Source organism: Sphingomonas sp. 37zxx (genome assembly GCF_000786205.1).
GTDB lineage: Bacteria > Pseudomonadota > Alphaproteobacteria > Sphingomonadales > Sphingomonadaceae > Sphingomonas.
Map to the genome: position 1 here is coordinate 100,975 of NZ_JROH01000008.1, position 22,335 is coordinate 123,309.

23 protein-coding genes and 1 tRNA gene are annotated in these 22,335 nt (G+C 64.8%); 16 read left to right on the forward strand and 8 right to left on the reverse strand.

What is annotated here, in order from left to right:
- Positions 1-2: 2 nt before the first annotated feature.
- From QU44_RS05175 to QU44_RS05200, 6 genes are all read left to right on the forward strand, one after another.
- Positions 3-1,337 carry a S41 family peptidase gene (locus QU44_RS05175; protein WP_033920640.1) on the forward strand — a complete coding sequence of 445 codons (1,335 nt, stop codon included), beginning with the start codon at positions 3-5 and terminating at the stop codon, positions 1,335-1,337.
- Positions 1,338-1,360: 23 nt separating this feature from the next.
- Positions 1,361-1,831, forward strand: coding sequence for a disulfide bond formation protein B (locus QU44_RS05180; RefSeq protein ID WP_033920641.1), 471 nt, complete (start codon positions 1,361-1,363; stop codon positions 1,829-1,831).
- A gap of 2 nt (positions 1,832-1,833) precedes the next feature.
- Positions 1,834-2,373: a demethoxyubiquinone hydroxylase family protein gene (locus tag QU44_RS05185; RefSeq protein WP_033920642.1), complete on the forward strand. Its 540-nt coding sequence runs from the start codon at positions 1,834-1,836 to the stop codon at positions 2,371-2,373.
- Between the two features lie 49 nt (positions 2,374-2,422).
- Positions 2,423-2,815: a hypothetical protein gene (locus QU44_RS05190; protein ID WP_033920643.1), complete on the forward strand. Its 393-nt coding sequence runs from the start codon at positions 2,423-2,425 to the stop codon at positions 2,813-2,815.
- Positions 2,816-2,889: 74 nt separating this feature from the next.
- Positions 2,890-4,140, forward strand: coding sequence for a putative DNA modification/repair radical SAM protein (locus QU44_RS05195; RefSeq protein WP_033920644.1), 1,251 nt, complete (start codon positions 2,890-2,892; stop codon positions 4,138-4,140).
- A gap of 43 nt (positions 4,141-4,183) precedes the next feature.
- Positions 4,184-5,575, forward strand: coding sequence for a UdgX family uracil-DNA binding protein (locus QU44_RS05200; RefSeq protein WP_033920645.1), 1,392 nt, complete (start codon positions 4,184-4,186; stop codon positions 5,573-5,575).
- 4 nt (positions 5,576-5,579) lie between these two features.
- Here the strand turns inward: QU44_RS05200 and QU44_RS05205 are convergent, their stop codons facing one another.
- Together QU44_RS05205 and QU44_RS05210 are read right to left on the reverse strand one after the other, a co-directional pair.
- The gene (locus tag QU44_RS05205) at positions 5,580-6,374 is read right to left on the reverse strand and encodes an aldo/keto reductase (protein ID WP_033920647.1); all 795 of its coding nucleotides are present in this window, start codon (positions 6,372-6,374) and stop codon (positions 5,580-5,582) included.
- Positions 6,375-6,403: 29 nt separating this feature from the next.
- Entirely contained in the window at positions 6,404-7,111 is a 708-nt protein-coding gene (locus tag QU44_RS05210; RefSeq protein WP_033920649.1) for a DJ-1/PfpI family protein, read from the reverse strand.
- A gap of 79 nt (positions 7,112-7,190) precedes the next feature.
- Here QU44_RS05210 and QU44_RS05215 point away from each other — a divergent pair, with 79 nt between their 5' ends.
- The 8 genes from QU44_RS05215 (at position 7,191) to speD (ending at position 14,250) form a co-directional block, all read left to right on the forward strand.
- On the forward strand, positions 7,191-8,186 hold the full coding sequence (locus tag QU44_RS05215; protein ID WP_033920651.1) for an SPFH domain-containing protein: 996 nt from the start codon (positions 7,191-7,193) through the stop codon (positions 8,184-8,186).
- Between the two features lie 141 nt (positions 8,187-8,327).
- Positions 8,328-8,996, forward strand: coding sequence for a DUF4178 domain-containing protein (locus tag QU44_RS05220; protein ID WP_033920652.1), 669 nt, complete (start codon positions 8,328-8,330; stop codon positions 8,994-8,996).
- Positions 8,989-10,359: a DUF4178 domain-containing protein gene (locus tag QU44_RS05225; protein ID WP_033920654.1), complete on the forward strand. Its 1,371-nt coding sequence runs from the start codon at positions 8,989-8,991 to the stop codon at positions 10,357-10,359. Before QU44_RS05220 ends, QU44_RS05225 begins: the two co-directional genes overlap by 8 nt.
- Positions 10,359-10,526 carry a hypothetical protein gene (locus QU44_RS18125; protein ID WP_156140943.1) on the forward strand — a complete coding sequence of 56 codons (168 nt, stop codon included), beginning with the start codon at positions 10,359-10,361 and terminating at the stop codon, positions 10,524-10,526. The genes QU44_RS05225 and QU44_RS18125 overlap by 1 nt, the downstream gene beginning before the upstream one ends.
- A 12-nt stretch (positions 10,527-10,538) precedes the next feature.
- Positions 10,539-10,751, forward strand: a complete 213-nt coding sequence (locus tag QU44_RS05230) for a DUF350 domain-containing protein (RefSeq protein WP_033920655.1) — start codon at positions 10,539-10,541, stop codon at positions 10,749-10,751.
- Positions 10,744-12,276, forward strand: a complete 1,533-nt coding sequence (locus QU44_RS05235; protein ID WP_033920656.1) for a polyamine aminopropyltransferase — start codon at positions 10,744-10,746, stop codon at positions 12,274-12,276. Before QU44_RS05230 ends, QU44_RS05235 begins: the two co-directional genes overlap by 8 nt.
- A complete protein-coding gene (locus tag QU44_RS05240; RefSeq protein ID WP_033920658.1) occupies positions 12,266-13,876 on the forward strand; it encodes an FAD-dependent oxidoreductase in 1,611 nt (536 codons plus the stop codon). Before QU44_RS05235 ends, QU44_RS05240 begins: the two co-directional genes overlap by 11 nt.
- Positions 13,873-14,250 (forward strand): adenosylmethionine decarboxylase, encoded by a 378-nt coding sequence (speD, locus tag QU44_RS05245; RefSeq protein ID WP_033920660.1) that lies wholly within the window; start codon positions 13,873-13,875, stop codon positions 14,248-14,250. Before QU44_RS05240 ends, speD begins: the two co-directional genes overlap by 4 nt.
- A 104-nt stretch (positions 14,251-14,354) precedes the next feature.
- Here the strand turns inward: speD and QU44_RS18130 are convergent, their stop codons facing one another.
- Positions 14,355-16,916, reverse strand: coding sequence for a response regulator (locus QU44_RS18130; protein ID WP_052134352.1), 2,562 nt, complete (start codon positions 16,914-16,916; stop codon positions 14,355-14,357).
- 50 nt (positions 16,917-16,966) lie between these two features.
- A tRNA-Ser gene (locus QU44_RS05255) sits at positions 16,967-17,057 on the reverse strand.
- 111 nt (positions 17,058-17,168) lie between these two features.
- Between QU44_RS05255 and QU44_RS05260 the strand changes: the two genes are divergently transcribed.
- Entirely contained in the window at positions 17,169-18,044 is an 876-nt protein-coding gene (locus QU44_RS05260; RefSeq protein WP_033920661.1) for a peptidylprolyl isomerase, read from the forward strand.
- A 37-nt stretch (positions 18,045-18,081) separates the two neighbouring features.
- Here the strand turns inward: QU44_RS05260 and QU44_RS05265 are convergent, their stop codons facing one another.
- Genes QU44_RS05265 through QU44_RS05280 form a run of 4 tightly spaced genes read right to left on the reverse strand, consistent with a single transcriptional unit; the run spans position 18,082 to position 21,591 of the window.
- Positions 18,082-18,663 (reverse strand): ABC-type transport auxiliary lipoprotein family protein, encoded by a 582-nt coding sequence (locus QU44_RS05265; RefSeq protein ID WP_033920662.1) that lies wholly within the window; start codon positions 18,661-18,663, stop codon positions 18,082-18,084.
- 22 nt (positions 18,664-18,685) lie between these two features.
- Positions 18,686-19,651 (reverse strand): MlaD family protein, encoded by a 966-nt coding sequence (locus tag QU44_RS05270; RefSeq protein WP_033920663.1) that lies wholly within the window; start codon positions 19,649-19,651, stop codon positions 18,686-18,688.
- A 3-nt stretch (positions 19,652-19,654) separates the two neighbouring features.
- A complete protein-coding gene (locus tag QU44_RS05275; protein WP_052134353.1) occupies positions 19,655-20,488 on the reverse strand; it encodes an ABC transporter ATP-binding protein in 834 nt (277 codons plus the stop codon).
- On the reverse strand, positions 20,485-21,591 hold the full coding sequence (locus QU44_RS05280) for an ABC transporter permease (RefSeq protein WP_156140946.1): 1,107 nt from the start codon (positions 21,589-21,591) through the stop codon (positions 20,485-20,487). The genes QU44_RS05275 and QU44_RS05280 overlap by 4 nt, the downstream gene beginning before the upstream one ends.
- A gap of 50 nt (positions 21,592-21,641) precedes the next feature.
- Between QU44_RS05280 and QU44_RS05285 the strand changes: the two genes are divergently transcribed.
- Positions 21,642-22,325, forward strand: coding sequence for an HAD family hydrolase (locus QU44_RS05285; protein ID WP_231621621.1), 684 nt, complete (start codon positions 21,642-21,644; stop codon positions 22,323-22,325).
- The last annotated feature ends 10 nt before the right edge of the window (positions 22,326-22,335 follow it).

A 22,335-nucleotide genomic window follows, 5' to 3' on the forward strand; every position in this document is an offset into this window, starting at 1 on the left:
TTATGTCCCGTCCGCTTCTTCAGGTTACCGCCGCGGTTTCGGCGCTGGCGCTCGTGCCGCTGGCCACCGGCGCGATGGCGCAGGTCGACACCAACAGCTATCGCGAGCTCGACGTCTTCATGGACGTCTATAACCAGGTGAAATCGCAATATGTCGACACCGTCGACAACAAGGTGCTGGTGAAGGGCGCGATCCAGGGGATGCTGGCGGCGCTCGATCCGCATAGCTCCTATGTCGACGCGCTCGATTTTGAAAATCTGCGGATCCAGACCGAGGGCAATTACGGCGGTCTCGGCCTGACGGTGACGCAGGAAGACGGCGCGGTGAAGGTGATCGCGCCGACCGAGGATACGCCGGCGTTTCGCGCGGGGATCAAGTCGGGTGATTACATCACCCATATCAACGGGCAACTGATCTTTGGCGAGGCGCTCGACAAGGCGATCGAGGGGATGCGCGGCGAGCCGGGCACCAAGGTGACGCTGACGATCGTGCGACCGGGCCGCGACAAGCCGCTCGAACTGACGATGGCGCGCGAAATCATCATTCAAAAGCCGGTGAAGTGGGAGGTGAAGGACGGGATCGGAATCGTCAACATCAACACCTTCTCGGCCTCGACCGGAGCCGACACTCGCGCGGCGATCGTGGCGATCGAAAAGTCGCTTGGACGCCGGCCCACCGGCTATATCGTCGATCTTCGATCGAACGGCGGCGGGCTGCTGAACCAGGCGATCGAGGTTTCGGATGCGTTCCTGGAACGCGGCGAGATCGTGTCGCAGCGCGGGCGTGCGCGCACCGATATCGAGCGTTATTATGCCCGGCCGGGTGATTTGACCAAGGGCGCGCCGATCATCGTGCTGGTCGATGCCGGCACCGCTTCGGCGTCGGAAATCGTCGCGGGCGCCTTGCAGGACCATCACCGTGCGATCGTCATGGGTGAGCGGACGTTCGGCAAGGGATCGGTGCAGACGCTGTTGCAGTTGGGCGAATCGAACGCGCTGCGGCTGACCACCGCGCGTTATTATACGCCTTCGGGCAAGTCGGTGCAGGAAGGCGGGATCGAGCCCGACCTGATCGTGCCGCAATTGAGCGACCCCGATTACAAGACCCGCCCGGTGTTTCGCGAGGCCGATCTTCGCCGCCATCTGATCAACGAGGCCAAGGTCGACAACAAGGCGCTGGAGGAGGACGACAAGACCGATCCGCGCTTTGCCGCCACTGCCGAGCAACTCGAGAAGCAGGGGGTCAAGGACTTCCAGTTGCAATATGCGCTCAAGACGATCGGCCGGCTGGCTCCCGCGCCGCAGGTGGCGCAGGCGCGGCCCGCGGGTAAGCGCTGACACCCACCGGGCAGGACCGACCGATGAACGCATTCCGCCTTGCCCGCGCGCTGGCGCTGGCGCTGCCCGCCGTGCTGATGGCGGGGGCGCTTGGATCGCAATATATCGGCGGGCTGTATCCGTGTGAGATGTGCCATTGGCAGCGTTGGCCGCATTATGCCGCGATTCTGTTGGCGGCATGTGCCTATGTCGCGCCCGGCATCGCTGCCAGGCGAATGCTGGTGGTGCTGGCGGCGCTGGGCATTGCAACCAGCGGCGCGATCGGGGTGTTTCACGCCGGCGTCGAATATGGCTGGTGGGAGGGGATCACCGCCTGCACCGCGCGCGTGGCCCCCGGCGACGGCGACTTTCTGAAAGCGTTGCTGAAAGCGCCGATCATCCGCTGTGACGTGGCGCAATGGACGCTTGGCGGTATCTCGCTCGCTGGCTTTAATGCCATCTTTTCGCTGGGGGGTGCCGTCGCCATCTTGGCGCTGTTGACCAGGAGACGATAGTGATGACCAAGCGGTGGCGGCCGGGTGACCGGCGCGAACAGGTGCAGACGATGATCCGCGTCGATCAGGCGGGCGAATATGGTGCCACCCGCATCTATGCCGGGCAATTGGCGATCATGGGCGACCATGTTCCCGCCGCGCGCGCGATTGCGGGCATGGCGGCGCAGGAGGACGAGCATTGCGCCTATTTCAACAAGCTGATCGTCGAGCGGGGGGTGCGTCCGACCCTCTTGCAGCCCTTTTGGGACAGCGCGGGCTATGCACTGGGCGTCGTGACCGCCGCGATCGGCCCAGAAGCGGCGATGGCATGCACCGTCGCGGTAGAGACCGAGATTGACGAACATTATCGCCAGCAGCTCGAAAAAATCGGCATCGACGACGCCGAACTGCGCGCCAAGGTCTCGCAGTTCCGTGACGAGGAGATCGAGCACAAGGAAGCCGCGCTCGCCGCAGGTGCCGAGCTCGCGCCCGCTTACCCGTTGATGACCGCCATTATCCGCGCGGGTTGTCGGGTAGCAATCGCCGCATCCAAGCGAATTTGAGGCGATTTCCAGGCGCTATGCGCTATGAGGGGCAAAAGGAGCGAGAGTGATGGCACAGTGGATGATCCTGGCAGCAGCGGCTGCTCTTCCCGCGATTTCCGCCCCGGCGATGGCGCAGGTGCAGAATGGTACGTTGGTGATTTTCGGCAATGACCGTTGCCCCACCAACGCCGATGGCGAGGAAATCGTCGTTTGCGTCCGCAAGGGCGAGGCCGAGCGCTTCCGCATCCCGCAGGAACTACGCGAGCTCGAAATCACGCCCGAAAACCGCGCCTGGGCCGTGCGATCCGAAGATACGCTGCGTGCCGGGGATTCGGGCATCGGCAGTTGTTCGGCGGTGGGCATCGGCGGGATGATCGGCTGTGCCGGGCAGGCGGCCGATACCAACCGTGCGGTCCGCCGCGAGCGCCGCCAGGCCGAACAGGCGATCCCCCTTCCCTAAAGCGGGTATCGCCGTTCGCGTACCGATCACGGTTACCGCTCGACAGTCGCAGTCGGCGAACATATAAAGAACGGATGGCGCAACTCGACACTCGCGAAAAGCTAGCCATTCTTGCCGATGCGGCAAAATATGATGCGTCCTGCTCATCCTCTGGCACCAGCAAGCGTAAATCTTCGGGCGGTAAGGGGCTGGGGTCGACCGAAGGTTCGGGCATCTGCCATGCCTATGCCCCAGATGGACGCTGCATCAGCCTGCTCAAGATTCTGCTGACCAATAGCTGTATCTTCGACTGCCATTATTGCATCAATCGCAAGAGTTCGAACGTCCGCCGCGCGCGTTTTACCGCGCAGGAAGTCGTTGCGCTGACCCTCAGCTTTTATCGCCGCAATTATATCGAGGGTCTGTTCCTGTCGTCGGGGATCATTCGATCGTCGAACTATACGATGGAGCAATTGGTCGAGGTCGCGCGATCGCTTCGCGAGGATCATGATTTCCGCGGCTATATCCACCTCAAGACGATCCCCGATGCCGATCCCGAACTGGTGCATCAGGCGGGGCTCCATGCCGATCGCGTGTCGATCAACGTCGAACTGCCAACCGTCGGCGGCCTCACCCGGCTTGCGCCCGAGAAGTCCGCCACGCGGATCGAGGATGCGATGGGCGAAATGAAGACCGCGATCATCGATACCGCCGATGCCAGGAAGCGCTATAAATCGGCGCCGCGCTTCGCGCCGGCAGGGCAATCGACTCAGATGATCGTCGGGGCCGATGCCGCGACCGATGGCGATATCGTCGGCAAGGCGGCGTCGCTCTATGGCCGCTTCGGCCTGCGCCGCGTTTATTATTCGGCGTTCAGCCCGATCCCCGATGCCAGCGCGGTACTGCCGCTGCAGCGCCCGCCTTTGATGCGCGAGCATCGGCTGTACCAGTCGGACTGGCTGATGCGATTTTATGACTATCGCCCCGATGAAGTGGCCGCCGCCGCCGATGATGCGACGGGGATGTTGCCGCTCGACATTGATCCCAAGCTTGCCTGGGCGCTGAAATTTCGCGATCGCTTCCCGGTCGACGTCAACCGTGCCCCGCGCGAGGATTTGCTGCGAGTGCCGGGGCTGGGGGTGAAGGCGGTGAACTCGATCCTGTCGGCGCGGCGCTGGCGGCGGCTCGCGCTTGAGGATGTCGCTCGGTTGACGGTGTCGATCGCCAAGATCCGCCCGTTCCTGATCGCCGATGGCTGGCGACCGGTGGCGCTGTCCGATCGCGCCGATTTGCGGCCGTTGGTGGCACCCAAGCGCGAGACCCAGCTCGAACTATTTGCCGCATGACCAAGGGCAACGCGCCAGATCGCCGGGCAAGCGCCCGCCGGTGATGCGGGTCGCCACCCTGGCCCAGCCCGATGATTTCGACGGCTGGCGCGACGCCGCGCGCGTGCTGGTGGCGGGGAACTTCCCGGCGTCGCAAGTGGTGTGGCAAGTAGGACCGCAGGCGACCGACCTGTTTGGCGGCACGGCGTTGCCTGCCCCCGACCAGGGCGCACCCGGTTTTCGCGTGTCGCGCGCCTTTGTCGATCTGGCGCACAGCGTGGTGCTGCACGCCGATCCCGAACGGTTCGCGCTGCTGTATACGATGCTCACCCGGCTGATCGAGCAGCCCGGACTGATCGACGATCGCGCCGATCGGCTGCGCCGCCGGCTCGACGAGATGGCCAAGGCGGTGCGCCGTGACATTCACAAGATGCGCGCCTTTGTCCGCTTCCGCGAATTGCCCGACGACGACGGCACAGCGCGCTTCGTCGCGCGGTTCGAACCCGAGCATCATATCGTTCGCCACAATGCCCGGTTCTTCGTCGATCGCTTCAACTCGATGCGGTGGTCGATCCTTACGCCTGAATTGTCGCTGCACTGGGATTGCGAAACGCTGACCGAGGGGCCGCCTGCGACCAGGGAAGATGCCCCCGATGGCGACCCGATCGAGGCTGTGTGGAAGACCTATTATGCGTCGATCTTCAATCCCGCGCGGCTCAAGGTGGGCGCGATGCTGCGCGAAATGCCGCGCAAATACTGGAAAAACATGCCCGAAACCGCGCTGGTGAGCGAACTGATCGCCGGGGCGCGGGCGCGGGAGAGTGGTATGATCGACACCGCACGCACCGCGACCGGCGGCAATATCGAGGGAGCCTGGGCGGCACTGCGCGACGAGGCGGCGGGCTGCACCCGCTGCCCGCTCTACAAGCCCGCGACACAGACGGTGTTCGGCGAAGGGCCGGTCGATGCCGAATTGATGTTCGTGGGCGAACAGCCGGGCGACCAGGAGGATCTGGCGGGTCGCCCGTTCGTCGGCCCGGCGGGGCAGGTGTTCGATCAGGCGCTGGCTGAGGCCGGGATCGACCGCGCGCGCGTGTACGTCACCAACGCGGTCAAGCATTTCAAGTTCGAGCCGCGCGGCAAGCGGCGCATCCATGCCAAGCCTGGGGTGGGCGAGATCGACGCCTGCCGCTGGTGGGTCGAGCAGGAACGGATGCTGGTGACGCCGCGGCTGACGGTGGCGCTGGGCGCGACCGCCGCACGCTCGCTGCTTGGGCGAACGGTGACGATCGAGCGCGAACGCGGGCGGCCGATCGAGCTCGCGGACGGCGGTGAGGGGTGGATCACCGTCCACCCCAGCTATTTGCTGCGTATCACTGATCCCGCGCAAGCGGCGGAGGAATCGGCCCGCTTTGTCGAAGACCTGAAGGCCGCCGCCGCCCGCCTCGGCTGGTAAGGGATTATCCCTGCGCCAGTGGATCAGGCCCCAACCACCCATCGGCGAGGTCCATCGAATCGATCGCGGCCATGTCGTCGGGATCGAGCATTCCCTCGGTGGCGCCGAAATTGTCGCGCATATGCGCTTCGTCCGAAGCCTTGGGGATCACCGCCAGCCCGTGCTGGATATGCCAGCGCAGGATCACCTGTGCGGGGCTGCGGCCGTGTTTCTGTGCAATCTTGGCGATTACAGGGCTGTTGATCGTCGTTCCCTGGCCGAGCGGGCTCCAGCTCTGCGTGACGATTCCGTGCTGCTGGTGGAACGCACGTGCCTCGCGCTGCTGAAAATCGGGGTGAAGCTCGATCTGGTTGACCGCGGGCATCACCCCGGTCGCGGCAACGATCGCCTCGATATGCTCGGGCAGGAAGTTCGACACGCCGATCGATTTGACCTTGCCCGCGTCGCGCAGCCGCACCAGCCCCTTCCAGGCCTCGACGAACTTGCCCTGGCCGGGTGCGGGCCAGTGGATAAGGTACAGATCGACACTGTCGCGGCCCAGCAGCGCAAGGCTCTGGTCGAGCGCGCCCTCGGCATCCTCGTGCATGTTCGCCCATAATTTCGTGGTGACGAACACATCGCCGATGCTCGCGAGGGCTTCGCCGACGCCGCGTTCGTTTTCATACAGCGCAGCGGTGTCGACCAGCTTATAGCCGATATCGATCGCCGATCGCACGACTTGTGCGGCGATCGCCTGCGGCACCTTGTAGGTGCCGAAGCCGAGTTGGGGAATGGCGCGGCCGTCGTTCAGCTCGAGCATGCAAAGCCTCATGATTTGCGAGTTGGCTGCTACAACCCGCGGCGTGCGGCTTGGTTTCGCGCGATGGCGGCGAAGCGTTCGGCGCGGTCGGGCGCACGCTGCGCCACCATCGTGCGATAACTCGCGACGGTTTCAGGCGAAGCGCGTTCGGGCGAACCCGAATCAAAGGGCGGGGCCGGGTCATATTCGAGCGAAAGCTGGACGAAGCGGGCATGCTCCTCGCCGCGGATCGCCGCCATCAGCGCCAGGGCGAAATCAATGCCTGCGGTCACCCCGCCGCCGGTCACGCGATTGCCGTCGAACACCACCCGCTCGGCCACCGGGATCGCACCGAACAGCGCCAGATGCTCGCGCGTCGCCCAGTGGCACGCGGCGCGGCGGCCATCGAGCAGCCCCGCTGCCGCCAGCAGCAGCGATCCGGTGCACACGCTGGTGACCCAGCTTGCTTCGGTACCGACGCTGGCGATCCAGTCGAGCGTTGCCGAATCCTCCATCGCCGCGGTGGTACCGAAGCCGCCGGGCACGCAGATGATGTCGGCGCGCGGCACATCAGCGAAGGTGGCGGTGGGGTGCAGCGAAAAGCCGCTGTCGGTGGCCACCGGACCGCGCGTCGCCGCGACCAAGTCGATCGTCGCATTGCCCAGCCGCGACAGCACTTGCGCCGGGCCGGTCAGGTCGAGCTGGGTGACGTCGTTATACAGCAGGAAGGCGATATGGATTGGGCTGAGCTGGTCCATGCGGTCCTTCGTCCGATTTCGGTTTAAAGTGTATCGTATAGGCGATACACTGTGCGTAACTAGCGAAAGGTTTGCGGTCATGGGCATTCTCGATTTCCTCAAGAAGCAGCTTGTCGACGTCATCGATTGGGTGGAGCAGCCCGGCGACCTGGCGATCCGCTATCCGATGCAGGATCGCGAGATCCAGAACGGTGCCGCGCTGACGGTGCGCGAGGGGCAGGTCGCGTTCTTCTATAACGAAGGGCAGATGGCCGATGCCTTTGGCCCTGGCATGCACACGATCGAAACGTCGAACCTGCCGCTGCTGACCGCGCTGCAGAATTGGGACAAGGGCTTCAAGTCGCCGTTCAAGGCCGATGTGCTGTTCTTCACGCAAAAGGAGCAGGCGGGGCATAAATGGGGAACGTCGCAACCGGTGACGGTACGTGACAAGGAGTTCGGCCCGCTGCGCATCCGCGCGTTTGGCGGCTATAGCTTCCGCATCGAACAGCCGCCGGTGTTCCAGGCCAAGCTGATGGGCACGCTCGAGCGGATGGGGGTCGAGGATGTCGAGCAGCAATTGCGCAGCGCGATCGCGACACAGCTTGCGACGTCGTTGGGGCGCAGCGAATTCGGTTTCGTCGACATGGCGGCCGATCAGGCGGCGATGTCTGATCGATTGAAGGAAATGGTGCAGCCGGCGTTCACCCAATGGGGGCTGTCGTGCCAGACCTTCTTTATCGAGAGCGTGTCGCTGCCCGAGGAAGTGCAGAAATATCTCGACAAGGCATCGTCGATGCGGGTGGTCGGTGACCTCGACCGTTTCGTGAAGTTCCAGAGCGGCGATGCGATCGAGAAGGCGGCGAATCAGGAAGGCGGGATCGCCGGCATGGGCGTCGGTGCGGGTGCGGGCATGGCGATGGGTCAGGCGATGGCGGGCGCGCTCGGCGGTGCCGGTGGCGGTGCTGCCCCAGCGGCAGCGAGCGAGGATGCCTATGGCCAGATCGAAAAGCTGCACAAGCTGCTGACGATCGGCGCGATCACCCAGGCCGATTTCGATGCCAAGAAGACCGAATTGCTGGGGCGGATCCGGTAGCCTGCTCCCCTCCCTGCAAGGGAGGGGTAGGGGGTGGGTTTGGTCCGGGCGGTACGGCCGCCCGGCACCCCGCCTATCCGTAGCGTGAGCAATCCACCCACCCCCGGCCCCTCCCTTGCAGGGAGGGGAGCGAGTTCGTCCATGCTGACCATCGATTGTCCCAATTGCGGTGCCCCGGTCACGTTCCGCTCGGCGGGGCTGCCCGATCGTGTGTGCGACCATTGCCGGTCGATGCTGGTGCGTAGTGATTCAGGCGTAGCGATTGCCGGGGTACAGGCGGCGTTGCCGTTCGATGTCAGCCCGTTGCAGATCGGCACGCGCGGCCGCTTCGATGGCAAGCCGTTCGAGATTGTTGGCCGCGTGCGCTGGTCGTGGACCGATGGATCGTGGAACGAATGGCTGTGCCTGTTCGGCGACACCGGCTTTGGCTGGCTGGGTGAGGCGATGGGGCAGTTCATGATGACCTTCGAACGCCCGGTGCCCCGGGTCCAGTCGCCGGTGCTGAGAGCGATCCAGCGCGGTGCCGATGCGCCGATCGGCGATCGGATCAAGCTCGACGACGACATGCTCACCATTGCCGATGCCCGCGAGGTGGAATGCATCGCAGCCGAGGGTGAGCTGCCCTTCACCGCGCCGCCGGGATGGCGGATTTACTCGGTCGATTTCCGCACCGTTTCGGGCCGCCTGGCGAATATGCAGCGCGATGGCGACACGGTGCATTTCTATGACGGGCGCTATGTGACGCTTGCCGAGTTGCAGCCGACAGGGTTGCGCGCGATTGATGGTTGGGCGATTCCGGCGAATGGCTGACGCCGCCCCGCCCGCCCGCGCCGCCAAGGCGCTGAGCTGTCCGTCGTGCGGCGGTACGCTCGCGGTGCGCGCCGCGGGCTATACCGTGACGATCGCGTGCCAATATTGTTCGAGCATCCTCGACGTGTCGCAGCCAGACGTGAAGCTGGTCACGCAATATCGCGAAGCAGTGGCGCGGCTGGAGATACCGCTGGGCACGCGCGGCACGCTGCGCGGCATTGAATGGGAAGCGATCGGCTATCTGGCGCGGAGCGAGCGCGGCCAATATGGCTGGGAGGAATATCTCCTCTTCAACCCCTATCACGGCTATCGCTGGCTGATCGCCAATCGCGGCGGCTGGAGCTTTGGCGAGCAATTGACGGTGGTGCCCGGCCATGACGGCGGCATCATGCTGGGGGGGCAGCGCTATCAGCCCTTCTTCGCCGATGGCACCGCACAAGTGGATTATGTCGTCGGCGAATTTTACTGGCGGGTGAAGCGCGGCGAGACGGTGCGCACCGATGATTGGGTCCGCCCGGGCTTCATGCTGTCGCGCGAGGCCGACGACCGCGAAGTGAGCTGGTCGCTGTCCGAATTGCTCGATCCACAGGAAATGAAGGCGTTCGGGGTCACCGCCAACCCCCATCCTTCACCGCCGCTGCCGCACCAGCCTTCGCCGCATATCGGCTTTCTGAAGCAGGGGCTGTTCGTCGCCTTGGCCGCGATCATGCTGTTGCTGGGGGTGGCGATCTTCAGCGGCGGCGGGGGAATCGTGTTCACCGGCGCCGCACCGATCGCCGCCGATGGCAGCGAGCAGGAAGCAACGCTTGGCCCCTTCACGCTGCCCAACGCGCGCCAGGGGGTGAAGATCGAGACCAGCGTGCCGGCGCTGTCGAACGGCTGGGTCGATATCAATTATGCGCTGGTCAATCGCTTCGACCAGAAAGCCTATACCGCGTCGAAGGCGGCCGAGGCCTATTCGGGGCGCGATAGCGACGGCAGTTGGAGCGAGGGATCGCGAAGCACCGGCGCGAGCTTTGCCGCAGTGCCGGCGGGCAAGTATGACCTGATCGTGTCGTATCGCGGCAATGTGTGGGTCGATCCCACGGCACCGTTGAACAGCGGATCGAACCCTGGCGATTTCTTCAGCGGCGGCGGGGCGACGGTTCAGCCCGATGCCCCCGACTGGCGACGCGGCGGCAATTTTCAGCCGCAACTCGACATCAGCGTGCGAACCACCCGGTTCCAGGGCGGGGTATTGCTGTTGGGGTTGATCCTGATCGCGATACCGCTGTTATTCGCCGCGCTGCGCCACGCCGCGTTCGAAACCGCGCGCAAGGGCGAAAGCGATTTCGCCCCCGTGCTGAGCGATGAGGAAGACTGATGCGGAGCGGCACCTTATTCTATGGCCTGTGGTGCGCCGGGATCGCGGCGGCATTCCTGTTCGCGACCAATTATGCCTGGTCGCCCTTTGCCGATGCCAGCCGCCCGGTGCAGGGCACGCGCACCGGCGGTGGTGGCGGCATCATCTTCATTCCCACGCATAAATAAGGGACACGACACATGGTCACGACAATCCCCGTCCTGCTCAACACGTTGCTCTATGCCGGCATTGGCATGCTGGTTTTCGGGGTTGGCTTCTGGGTGCTCGACAAGCTGACGCCGGGCCAATTGTGGAACGAGATTCACGACCAGCGCAATATCGGCGTCGCGATCGTGACGGCGGCGATGGCGCTCGGCCTGGCGCTGATCATCGCTGCGGCAATTCATGGCTGATGTGGACCCCGCCTCGCCGCGCACCAAGCTGACGGCACCGGCGGGGGCATTATTGGTCTCGGCCTTTGTCGTCGCGACTTGCGGGCTGATCTACGAACTGCTGGCATCGACGATCGCCAGCTATCTGCTGGGCGACAGCGTTACCCAATTTTCGACCGTCATCGGCAGCTATTTGTTCGCGATGGGAATCGGTAGCTGGTGCTCACGCTATGTGAAGCGCGGCGAGTTGCGGCTGTTCGTTCGCGTCGAATTGCTGATCGCGATCATCGGCGGCTGTTCGGCGGCGGCGTTGTTCCTGCTGTTCCCGCTGATCGATCATTTCCGCATCACCCTCTATGGCATCGTGCTGGCGATCGGATTTCTGGTCGGGCTAGAGATCCCGTTGCTGATCCGAATCCTCAAGGATTTCGACTTTCGCGAAGTCGTCTCCAGCGTCCTGACCTTCGATTATGTCGGCGCGCTGTTCGCGTCGTTGCTTTTCCCGCTGGTGCTGATGCCGCATCTGGGGATGATCCGCACCGGTTTCCTGTTCGGCTTCGCCAATGCAGCGGTCGCGCTTGCGGTGCTGTTCGCGCTGCCACGCGCGAGCGGGTTGCGCGGGGAAAAGATCGCGGCGGTGGTGATTCTGGCGGCGCTGGCGGCGGGGTTCTTCGCGTCTGACCGGTTGCAACGGATGGGCGAGGTTGCGGGCTATGGCGAACCGATCATCTACGCCAAGTCGAGCCGGTTCCAGCGAATCGTGCTCACCCGCCGCGACGACGATCTTCGGCTGTACCTCAACGGCAATCTGCAATTCTCGTCGCGCGACGAATATCGCTATCACGAGGCGCTGGTGCATCCCGCGCTCGGGCGTGTCAGCAATCCGCGCAACGTGCTGATCCTAGGCGGCGGCGATGGCCTCGCGGCGCGTGAGGTGTTTCGCTATCCCAGTGTCGAGAAGGTGACGTTGGTCGATCTCGACGGCGCGATGACCGGGCTGTTTCGCCAAACCGGCACGCTGGCGCGGATGAACCAGGGGTCACTGTCCGATCCGCGCATGACCGTGATCAACGACGACGGCTTTCGCTGGGTGCGGGAGGCGACCGATCGCTATGACGCGATCATCGTCGATTTCCCCGATCCGGTCGATTATTCGGTGGGCAAGCTCTATACTGAAAGCTTCTATAACCAGGTCCGCCGGCTGCTTGCTCCCGGCGCGATGATGGTGGTGCAAAGCACCTCGCCGCTGATCGCACCCGATGCTTATTGGACCGTAGCAACGACGCTAGAGGCGGCGGGTTTCGTGACGCGCGGCTATCACGCCTATGTGCCGAGCTTCGGCGAATGGGGTTTCCTGCTCGCCGCCAACCGTCCGATCCCGGTCGAGGCGAATTTTCCGAAGGGTCGCTTCCTGACCGCCGAGGTCGAGCGGCAGCTTTACCAATTTCCGCCCGACATGGCGCGCCGCCCTACGCAAGTGAACCGGCTCGACAACCAGGTGCTGGTGCGCGAGTTCGATCGCGCGTGGAGCCGCTATGAAGGCTGATCGGCGCACTTTTCTGGGGGTAGGCGCGGGTGCGGTCGCAGCGGCGGGGGCAGGCGCTGCCTATGCGTTTCGCGAGCCAGCATTGCCGCAGGGGGCGCTGCTGGGGGCCGATCTCGAACGCGGGCATCGGCTGCGTAAAGGCGGCTTTCCTGCGCCGACGATGTTCGACGATGCAGGCATCGTCATCGCCGGCGGCGGGGTTGCCGGGCTGGCGGCGGGATGGGTGCTCAACGAGGCAGGCTATCGCGATTTCCGGCTGCTCGAGCTGGAGGACGTCGCGGGCGGCAATGCGCGGTCGGGACGCAATGCGGTGTCGGCCTATCCGCTCGGCGCGCATTATCTGCCGATCGCCAATGTCGAGGCACGCGCGCTGCATAAGCTGTTGACCCGGCTGGGGATCATCACTGGCGAGCAGGACGGATTGCCGGTCTATGACCCGCAGCAGCTTTGCGCCGATCTGCAGGAGCGGTTGTTCTGGCGCGGGCGCTGGCATGAGGGGCTGGTGCCCACCACCGGGCTGACGGCTGAGGATCAACGCCAGCTTGTGGGCTTCGGTGCCGAAATGGCGGCGTTCTCGGCGGCGACGGGCAGCGACGGGCGCCCCGCTTTCGCAACGCCGATCGCGTATAGTTCGGGGGACGCGCAGTGGCGATCGCTCGACCGGATCGGCTTCGGGCAATGGCTCGACGAGCGCGGCTACACGTCGCCGGTGCTGCGCGCGCATGTCCGCTATGCGACGCGCGACGATTACGGGACTGAGCCCGAGGATGTGTCCGCCTGGGCGGGCATCCATTATTTCGCGGGACGGCGCGGCCATGCGGCGGGTGATGCCGGGGATAATGTGCTGACCTGGCCGGGGGGCAATGGGCGGCTGACCCAGGCGATGGCGGCGGCGTTCCCGGACAACATCGCGACCGGGCGGATCGTCCATGCGATCGAGCGGCAGGGCGACGGCGCGTTCCATGTCGATCATTTCGACGTCGGTGAGGGCGTCACCTACCGCACGCGGGCGGCAGCGGTGATCGCCGCGATGCCGTTGTTCGTCGCCAAACGAATTTGCGCCGAACTGCCCGATACGGCTGCGTGCAGCTATGCCCCGTGGCTGGTCGCCAACATCACCGTGTCGCGGCTGCCCGGCGGCGCGGGCGTGCCGCTCGCCTGGGACAATGTGTCGACCACCAGCGAATCGCTGGGCTATGTCGTCGCCACCCACCAGTCGCGCGCGCTGGGCGCCGAAAGCGTGCTGAGCTGGTATCTGCCGCTGTCGAACATGACGCCCGCCAATGGCCGCCGGCTGCTGCTCGAACGGCCAGCCGATGAATGGAAGCGGATCGTGCGCGACGATTTGCTGGCGATGCATCCCGACATGGCCGATGCGATCACCGGGATCGAATTATGGCGCTGGGGGCATGCGATGGCGCGTCCGGTGCCGGGCTATGTCTGGGGCGCGGCAAAGACGTTCGCGCCCGAGCCGCCGCTCTACCTTGCGCATAGCGACCTGTCGGGGCTGTCGATCTTCGAGGAAGCGCACTATCACGGCACCCGCGCTGCCGAGGCTGCGATGGCGCGGATTGGCCACGCGCATGAGGCGTTGACATGATCCCCCCCTATGACGGCCGCCACCTGATCGCCGACCTGCATGATTGCAGTCGGCTAGACGATCTGACGCTGGTCGAAGCGGCACTGCGGGATGGGGCGGCGGCGGCGGGAGCGACGGTGCTCGACGTGCGGCTGCATGCGTTCGGGCCGGGGCAGGGGGTGACCGGGGTGGCGCTGCTCGCCGAATCGCACATCTCGATCCATAGCTGGCCCGAGCATGGCTATGCCGCGATCGACATTTTCCTGTGCGGGCGGCGCTGCGATCCGCAGGCAGCGCTGGCGGTGATCGTCGCGGCGCTGCGTGGGCGGGTGGCGAGCGAGACGGTGATTGCGCGGGGCTTTGGGGTTGTACCTGCGCTGGATGGTGTTGCGTAGCCGCTGAGCTTGTCGAAGCGGCGTATCGAAGCAGCCGTCCGCTTGGGGCAATGTCCTTCGATACGGGTCTTCGCCTTCGCTCAGCCCCTACTCAGGACGAACGGTCATCCACGCCTCTCGCCCGCCAGCGCGGCATTCGCCTCGCGCAGCCGCGCGGCGGTGTAGGGCTTTTCGATGATCGCGACATAGCGGTCGTCGGCATAGCGCTCGACCAGTGCCGGGTCGGGGCCGTCGGAGGCGATCAGGATTGCCAGGCAACGATGCTGCGCGCGCAATTCAGCGACCAGCGCTTCGGCAAGCTCGGCATCGATGACGACAAAGGCATAGTCGCCGCGCGCCGCGCGCACCTTGCCCAGCGCCTCGCCGGCGGTCGCTGCGCCTTCGGACGGGACGCCTGAACTCGCCAGCGCCTCGACCGCAAGCCCGCGTACCTGATCGTCGCCCTCGACGACCAGCACGCGCTCGCTTCGCCCCCGATCCAGCACATCGCGAACGGTGCGCGCGAGCGTTTCGAAGCTGAACGGCTTGCCGATCATCTCGACACCGGGATCGAGCCGCCCGCCATGCACGATCGCGTTGCGGGTATAGCCCGAGGTGTAGAGCACGCGCAGGTCATGCTGGATCGCCTGCGCCGCCTCGGCGACTTCGCGCCCCGACATGCCGGGCATCACTACGTCGGTGAAGAGCAGGTCGACGGGCACGTCCTGGCGTTCGAGCAGTCGGATCGCCGAGGGGCCGTCATGCGCCTCGAGCACGCGATAGCCCAGTTCGCGCAGGCATTCGACGGTATAGGCGCGGACGTCGTCATCGTCCTCGCAAACCAGCACCGTCTCGCGCCGGACGCTGGGCTCCAGCCCGGTTGCAGGGGCAGGTTCGGGTTCGATCGTCACGTCGCGCAGCAGGCGGGGCAGATACAGCTTGATCGTCGTGCCTTCCCCCACCTCCGAATAAATCTTCACATGGCCGCCCGATTGCTTGACGAAGCCATAGACCATCGAAAGCCCGAGGCCGGTGCCCTTGCCGACTTCCTTGGTGGTGAAGAAGGGTTCGAACGCGCGCTGCACCTGGTCGGGCGCCATGCCGCAGCCGGTGTCGGTGACGCACACCATGACATAGCTGCCCGGCGCTACTTCGGCATGTTGCGCCGAATAGGGTTCGTCGAGATTGGCGTTGGCGGTTTCGATCGTCAGCTTGCCGCCATCAGGCATCGCATCGCGCGCGTTGACCGCCAGGTTGAGGATCGCGCTCTCAAGCTGGTGCGGGTCGGCCTCGGTACGCCACAGGCCAGGGGTAGTGACCGTTTCCAGCGCGACAGTCTCGCCAAGCGCGCGATTAAGCAGATCGGCCATCGACGTAATCAGCCGATCGACGTCGATCGGCTTTGGCACCAATGGCTGGCGGCGCGAGAAGGCGAGCAGGCGCTGGGTAAGCGCGGCGGCGCGCTCGGCCCCCTTCATCGCCCCGTCTAGCGCGCGGGTGGCGCGCGGATCGTTGATCCCGGCGGCGGCGATGGCACGCTGGGTGATCCCGATATTCCCGGTGACGATCGTCAGCAAATTGTTGAAATCATGTGCGATGCCGCCGGTGAGCTGGCCGACCGCCTCCATCTTTTGTGCCTGGCGAAGCGCCTCCTGCGCTAGCATCAGCTCCTCGGTGCGCGCCTGCACCCGTGCTTCTAGCGTTTCGTTGAAGTGGCGCAGCTGGTCGCGGGCGACCTTCAGCTCGTGGATGTCGGTGCAGGTGCCGAACCAGCGGGTGATCCGCCCGTCGCCGTCGCGCATGCACTGTGCCCGGCCCAATACCCAGCGATAGTCGCCGCTGTGATGGCGCAGGCGGTATTCGATCTCATAAGGTTCGCCGGTATCCAGGCTGTGCCGCCAGCGCTCACTGGCAATCGGCTGATCATCGGGGTGGAAGATCGCCTGCCAGCCATCGCCATCGGTCGATCCGCGTGGCACGCCGGTATATTCATACCAGCGGGCATTGTAATAATCGTGAAAGCCGTCGGGCTGGGTGGTCCAGATCATCTGGTCGATCGAATTGGCGATTGCCTCCATCCGTGTTTCGCTGGCTGCCAGGGCGGCCTCGATTCGGCGGCGATCGGTGAGCTCGCGCTGTGCGGCATGATAGAGCTGGGCATTGTCGATCGCGATTGCAGCCTGCCCGGCCAGGCTGACGATCAGCCGTTCCTCTTCGTCGCCGAATCGGGCAGGTTCGGGATGCCCGAGCAGGATGCCGCCCAACACCGCCCCCGATCGCCCGACCACCGGGACGGCAAGATAGCTTCGCACCGGCAGATGCCCGCTGGGCAATCCGTGGTGCGGCGAATTATGGCCATAGCGCGGATCGACCAGGACATCGTCAGACCGCACTACCTGATTGGCGAAGGTGGGCGCGAAAATCGCGGTCGCGCGCGGATGGCCCAGCCCCTCGAAATCCTCGCGGCGCGCGCCTGACAGCGTATAGAGCCCAAGGCTGCCGCTGCTTTCATCGATCAGATTGTGGAAATAGGCGGCATAGCAAGCGCCGGTCAGTGCCACGCTCGAATCGGTAACCTGCTGGACGATGCGTTCGCTGTCGAAATCGGCAAACAGCCCGGCCCCGGTCCGGCTAAGCACGTCGAGAATGGCCAGGTTGCCGGTCTTGGGCTGAGGCGGTTGAGGCAATAAAAATACTCTGCTCGCATTCGCCGGCGTGGGGCCGACGTTCATCGGGTTGGCGGAGCGGGTGGGATTCGAACCCACGATGGGCTTTTGACCCATACTCACTTTCCAGGCGAGCGCCTTCGACCACTCGGCCACCGCTCCGCATACCCTTGGTGCAGAGGAGGCCGACTACGCTAACATTGCGGTAGTCGCAAGGTTCCCGCAACCGCTATCCCATTGTGTATCCGCCGCGGGCCGTGCCACGCTGGCGCCATGTTGATCACCGCCCCCGTTTTGGCGCTGCTGCTCGCCTCGCTAGCGCCGCAGATCGCGCCTGTGTCACCCCCACCTCCGCCGATGCTGCCAAGCGATCCGCTGCCGACCGATTGGCGACCGATACCGGCGGATGAATTGCTGGTGATGACGCTGGCCGATGGCCGTGTGGTGGTGATCCGGCTGGCTTCGCGGCTTGCGCCGGCACATGTCGCCAATATCCGCACCCTGGCGAAGGCCGGGTGGTGGGATGGCGAAAGCATCTATCGCGTGCAGGAAAACTGGGTCGCGCAATGGGGCGATCCGACCGAGAAAAAGCCTTTGCCCGCAGGCATTGTCGAATCGCCCGCGCCTGAATTCGAAATCCCGGCGTTCGACGCAGCACAGCGGATGGCGCGGGCCGACGGCTATTCGACCGCATCGGGCTTCACCGCCGATGGCTGGCCGATCGCGACCGACGGCAAGGCGGCGTGGCTGACGCATTGCTATGGATCGGTCGGGGTCGCGCGCGACGCCCTGCCCAACACCGGCAGCGGCGCGGAATTATTTACCCCGATCGGCCAGTCGGCACGCCGGCTCGATCGCAATTATACGGCTGTCGGGCGGATCATCGAGGGGATGCAGCATCTGTCGTCGCTCAAGCGAAGCGATGCGCCGCTGGGGGTTTATGCCGATCCGGCAGAGCGGACGCCGATCCTGTCGGTGCGGCTGGCGAGCGATCTGCCGGAGGGCGAGCGGCCGAGCTTCGCTTATCGCGCGGCGGATAATGTAAGGTTCGCAGCGTATCTTCGGTTGCGCGAAGTCCCGGCGGCTCCAACCGTGGCGGTGGGGGCCGCGGTTTGCGATCTGCCGCCACAAGTGCGGCGGGTTCCCTGACCGCTGTTGGCGGCAGAGACCGGCGGCAAAACGAGCCTTAGCGGCCCACCCAATCAGCGACTTCGCCCGCGACCTGATTGGCTGCCTGGTTGAGCGCGACCCCGGCATTGGCCGCGTCGATCGCGGTCACCGGCACGCGCGCTTCGAAACGGCGCTTTTCGAATGCGCCGGCATCTTTGCGCAACAACGCGCCGTCAAAGGTGACGATCGCTTCGCTGGTGGCGGCATCGAAGCCGAAATTCCGCAACTCGCCCGACAATTGCGCGCCAGGGTCGATGTTCGACTGCCGGCCTGACAGCACGACATGGCCAGTGCGGCTGGTCAGCGTATCCGACAATAGTCGCGCGAACAGCCGGGCGGGCGGCTCGACCCATAGCGCGTCCTTCACATAGGTGATCGACGTGTCGGTCGACCGCACCGGCACCCGAGCGACCGCAAGCTCCTGCGGCGTCGAGGGTACCATGATCGTGATCGTGGGGGCGTTGCCCGACGAACGGTTTTGCCCGACCGGCACCGCCGCCGCGCTGGTGAGGGTGAGCAGCGAGGGTGGTGGCTCTGCCCCGAAGCGGATACAGGCCGATAGCGGCAGCGCGGCGAGCAGGATGATGAGCTTCTTCATGGCCGATGCCTCACGGAATGCGTCACTTGGGTTCATAATCGGGCAGCTTGGGCGAACCGACGAGTGAGCCGGCACCACCACGGTTCACCTTCTCGGCAACCTCGGACAGCGCCTCGGTCATCTGGCGAAGATCGGCGACCAACTGCCCGACTTCGGGAACGGTCTGCTTGGAGAAGGCCTGAAGCCCCGGGCGCGCATCGCCGATCGCCGCGTCGAGCGTTTCGGCGCTTTTCTGGGCGGCGAGGATCGTCTTGTTCAAGTTCGCCATGACCGGGCGAAGGTCATCGTCGAGCACCGTATTGGTGGTGGCGGCAAGCTGGCCGATCTGTTCGGCGGCAATGCCGGCACGGCGGATCGCCATCTGGGTCTCGGCAAGCGTCGCGGCAATCTCTGGGCCACGATCGGCCAGCGCGCCCGACAGGCGATTGGTGTTCTCGAGGATGCCCGCGATCGATTGCTGATTGCGGTCGGACAGCAATTCGGTCAGCCGCTCGGTAAGGGTCGAGATACGCTCGAGCAGCATCGGCGCGGTATTGAGCAGTGCGCCAAGTCCGCCCTGTTTGGTCGGGATCATCGGCACGCCGAACGGGCAATCGGCCGACGCATTTTTGTTGGGGCATACCAGCGGCGGCGCACCCTTGACCGCACCATCAAGCGCGATCTGGCTGACTCCGGTGAAGCCGACGCCCTGGATCGTCGCAGTGGTGCCTTCGAGCACCGGCACATCGGCGTTCACCCGGATGCGCACTCGCACGAATTGCGGATCGGGCTTGAACAGCGCGATCTCGGTTACCTGGCCCGAGGGCACGCCCGAAAAGGCGACCGGCGACCCTTTGTTCACGCCATCGACCGCTTGTTTGAAAAAGATGTCATATTCTTTTTCATTGCCGCCGCTCAGCCGCGCCAGCCAGACGGTGAAGAGCGCCAGCATCAGCAGCAGGATCAGCACGACGGCACCGACAAGAACGTGATTCGATCGGGTTTCCATGCCTTACCTCATGCTCGCTGGCGGCTTGGCCCGCTCGGCGCTGTCGACCGCGGCGCGCCCGCGCGGTCCATTGAAATATTCCTGAATCCACGGGTGGTCCAGCGCCAGCAATTCGGGGATGGTGCCGACGGCGATCACCTTCTTATCCGCAAGCACCGCCACCCGGTCGCAAATCGCGTATAACGTATCGAGATCGTGGGTGATCAGAAACACGGTAAGCCCCAGCGTCCGCTGAAGCGATTTGGTGAGTTCGTCGAATGCGGCGGCGCCGATCGGATCGAGTCCGGCGGTCGGCTCATCGAGGAACAGCAATTCGGGGTCCAGCGCCAGCGCGCGGGCAAGCCCGGCGCGTTTTTTCATGCCGCCCGACAATTCCGCCGGATATTTGGGACCGGCATCGGCGGACAATCCCGCCATCACCACCTTGTACGCGGCGATTTCGCTGACCAGCACCGGATCGAGCCGGGGATAAAATTCCTTGATCGGCACCTGGACATTTTCAGACACGGTCAGCGTCGAGAACAGCGCACCGCCCTGGAACAACACGCCCCAACGCTTGCGGATCTCTGTCGCTTCAGTCTCTTCGCGATCGAGCGTGGTTTCGCCGAACACCTCGATCGCGCCTTCGACCGGATGCTGAAGCCCGATGATCGAGCGCATCAGCACCGATTTGCCGGTGCCCGACCCGCCAACCACGCCGATGATTTCCCCCCGCCGAACGTCGAGGTCGAGATTTTCATGCACGACCTGGTCGCCGAACGCATTTTTCAGCCCGCGCACGCAGATGATGAAATCGTCGTCGCGTTCCTGCGCCAGCGGCTGGTCCTGCGCGATCATATCCAGCCGACCCAGGTGAAGAACACCGCGAAAAAGGCGTCGAGGACGATGACAAGGAAGATCGCCTGCACGACCGCGCTGGTGGTGCGAAGCCCGACCTGTTCGGCATCGCTTTCGACCAGCATGCCCTGATAACAGCCCGACATCGCGATGATCGCGCCAAACACCGGAGCCTTGACCAGTCCGACATAGAGATCGGTGATCGGCACGACTTCGCGGATACGCTGGATGAAGGTGATCGGCGGGATGTCGAGGGTGGCCCAGCTCAGCAGCCCGCCGCCGATGATCGCCACGACCGACGCATAGAAGCCGAGCAGCGGCATCAGCAGCACCGCGGCGAGCACGCGCGGCACCACCAATGCTTCCATCGGCGACACGCCGATTGTCCGCATCGCATCGATTTCCTCGGTCAGTTTCATCGTGCCGAGTTGCGCGGCAAATGCCGAACCCGACCGGCCAGCGACCATGATCGCGGTCATCAACACGCCGAGCTCGCGAAGCGTGAGGCGACCGATCAGGTTGATCGTGAACACCTCTGCTCCGAACTGGCGGAGCTGGACCGCTCCTTGCTGGGCGATCACGATGCCGATCAGGAAGCTCATCAAGCCGACAATGCCGAGCGCCGAGACGCCGACCACTTCGAATCGGTGGACGACGGCATTGAAGCGGAAACGGCGCGGATGGCGGATGACATTGCCAAAGGCGAGCACGGTCGCGCCCATGAAGCCGAGCAAGCCCCACATGCTGCGGCCCGCCTGAACGGTGGCATCGCCGATGTCGGCAAGCGCGCGCATCGCGACATTATCGGGCTTTGCCGAGCTGCTTAACGGCTGGTCGGCGGCAACGACCTGCTCCATCAGCTTGGTGCCGGCTTCGCTAAGCCCGACAATCTCAGCACCGCGATCACGGGCGAAGCGATGCACAATCCACGCACCGACGGTGTCGATCCGATCGACATCGGTGAGGTCAATCCGTTGGACGCCGCCATCGACCTGTTCGAGTCGGTCGGGCAAATCCCCCAGCCGCGCGAGCGACAAGTCGCCCTGCATGCGGATGGTGTCGCCATCGGCGCCGTCGCGGGCAAAGTCGGCCATGCGCTTCATCGCCTGTCTCCATCGTCGATTTGAGATGGAACGGCAAGGATATAGGGGGCATGGCCCGATACATGGAACGGCTGGCAATTTACGACATGGACAAAACGGTCACGCGGCGCGCGACCTGGACCCGGTTCCTGATCGCGGCGGCGGCGCGGCATGCGCCGTGGCGGTTGGTGTTGCTGCCCGTCGCCGGTTTGGCGGCGCTGGGCCATCCGCTGAAGCTGATCGACCGTGCCGGATTGAAGCGGGTGACCCAGCGGCTGATGCTGGGACGGCGCGTTACGGCGCGCGACATGGCCCGGCTGGTCGCTGCGTTTGGCGAGGCGACAGATCGCGATGATGTGCTGGTGGCGGCGCGCGCCCGGATCGCCGCCGATCGCGCCGCGGGGTATCGGCTGGTACTGGCGACCGCATCCTATCGTTATTATGCCGAGGTGATCGCCGCCCGGCTTGGCTTCGACGCGGTGATCGCGACCGAGGTTCGCCGCGATGATGCGGGCGATGTGCTGAGCGGGGTGGCGGGCGACAATTGCTATGGCCCCGCCAAGCTGGCTATGATCGAGGCGTGGATGGCGCGCGAGGGGATTGCGCGCGATCAGGCCCAAATCCGGTTCTACAGCGATCATGTTTCTGATGCGCCGGCGTTGCGCTGGGCCGATGAGGCCTTTGCGGTGAACGCGCACCCGCCACTGGCAGCGCTGGCGGCGCGCGAGGGCTGGGCAATTCTCGACTGGCGGTGAGGGCGTGTGG

What these genes read in the sequence shown, in the direction of transcription:
- QU44_RS05175 (WP_033920640.1), top strand. Translation starts at nt 3, where the DNA reads ATGTCCCGTCCGCTTCTTCAGGTTACCGCCGCGGTTTCGGCGCTGGCG.
- QU44_RS05180 (WP_033920641.1), top strand. Translation starts at nt 1,361, where the DNA reads ATGAACGCATTCCGCCTTGCCCGCGCGCTGGCGCTGGCGCTGCCCGCC.
- QU44_RS05185 (WP_033920642.1), top strand. Translation starts at nt 1,834, where the DNA reads ATGACCAAGCGGTGGCGGCCGGGTGACCGGCGCGAACAGGTGCAGACG.
- QU44_RS05190 (WP_033920643.1), top strand. Translation starts at nt 2,423, where the DNA reads ATGGCACAGTGGATGATCCTGGCAGCAGCGGCTGCTCTTCCCGCGATT.
- QU44_RS05195 (WP_033920644.1), top strand. Translation starts at nt 2,890, where the DNA reads ATGGCGCAACTCGACACTCGCGAAAAGCTAGCCATTCTTGCCGATGCG.
- QU44_RS05200 (WP_033920645.1), top strand. Translation starts at nt 4,184, where the DNA reads ATGCGGGTCGCCACCCTGGCCCAGCCCGATGATTTCGACGGCTGGCGC.
- QU44_RS05205 (WP_033920647.1), bottom strand. Translation starts at nt 6,374, where the DNA reads ATGCTCGAGCTGAACGACGGCCGCGCCATTCCCCAACTCGGCTTCGGC.
- QU44_RS05210 (WP_033920649.1), bottom strand. Translation starts at nt 7,111, where the DNA reads ATGGACCAGCTCAGCCCAATCCATATCGCCTTCCTGCTGTATAACGAC.
- QU44_RS05215 (WP_033920651.1), top strand. Translation starts at nt 7,191, where the DNA reads ATGGGCATTCTCGATTTCCTCAAGAAGCAGCTTGTCGACGTCATCGAT.
- QU44_RS05220 (WP_033920652.1), top strand. Translation starts at nt 8,328, where the DNA reads ATGCTGACCATCGATTGTCCCAATTGCGGTGCCCCGGTCACGTTCCGC.
- QU44_RS05225 (WP_033920654.1), top strand. Translation starts at nt 8,989, where the DNA reads ATGGCTGACGCCGCCCCGCCCGCCCGCGCCGCCAAGGCGCTGAGCTGT.
- QU44_RS18125 (WP_156140943.1), top strand. Translation starts at nt 10,359, where the DNA reads ATGCGGAGCGGCACCTTATTCTATGGCCTGTGGTGCGCCGGGATCGCG.
- QU44_RS05230 (WP_033920655.1), top strand. Translation starts at nt 10,539, where the DNA reads ATGGTCACGACAATCCCCGTCCTGCTCAACACGTTGCTCTATGCCGGC.
- QU44_RS05235 (WP_033920656.1), top strand. Translation starts at nt 10,744, where the DNA reads ATGGCTGATGTGGACCCCGCCTCGCCGCGCACCAAGCTGACGGCACCG.
- QU44_RS05240 (WP_033920658.1), top strand. Translation starts at nt 12,266, where the DNA reads ATGAAGGCTGATCGGCGCACTTTTCTGGGGGTAGGCGCGGGTGCGGTC.
- speD (WP_033920660.1), top strand. Translation starts at nt 13,873, where the DNA reads ATGATCCCCCCCTATGACGGCCGCCACCTGATCGCCGACCTGCATGAT.
- QU44_RS05260 (WP_033920661.1), top strand. Translation starts at nt 17,169, where the DNA reads ATGTTGATCACCGCCCCCGTTTTGGCGCTGCTGCTCGCCTCGCTAGCG.
- QU44_RS05265 (WP_033920662.1), bottom strand. Translation starts at nt 18,663, where the DNA reads ATGAAGAAGCTCATCATCCTGCTCGCCGCGCTGCCGCTATCGGCCTGT.
- QU44_RS05270 (WP_033920663.1), bottom strand. Translation starts at nt 19,651, where the DNA reads ATGGAAACCCGATCGAATCACGTTCTTGTCGGTGCCGTCGTGCTGATC.
- QU44_RS05275 (WP_052134353.1), bottom strand. Translation starts at nt 20,488, where the DNA reads ATGATCGCGCAGGACCAGCCGCTGGCGCAGGAACGCGACGACGATTTC.
- QU44_RS05280 (WP_156140946.1), bottom strand. Translation starts at nt 21,591, where the DNA reads ATGAAGCGCATGGCCGACTTTGCCCGCGACGGCGCCGATGGCGACACC.
- QU44_RS05285 (WP_231621621.1), top strand. Translation starts at nt 21,642, where the DNA reads ATGGCCCGATACATGGAACGGCTGGCAATTTACGACATGGACAAAACG.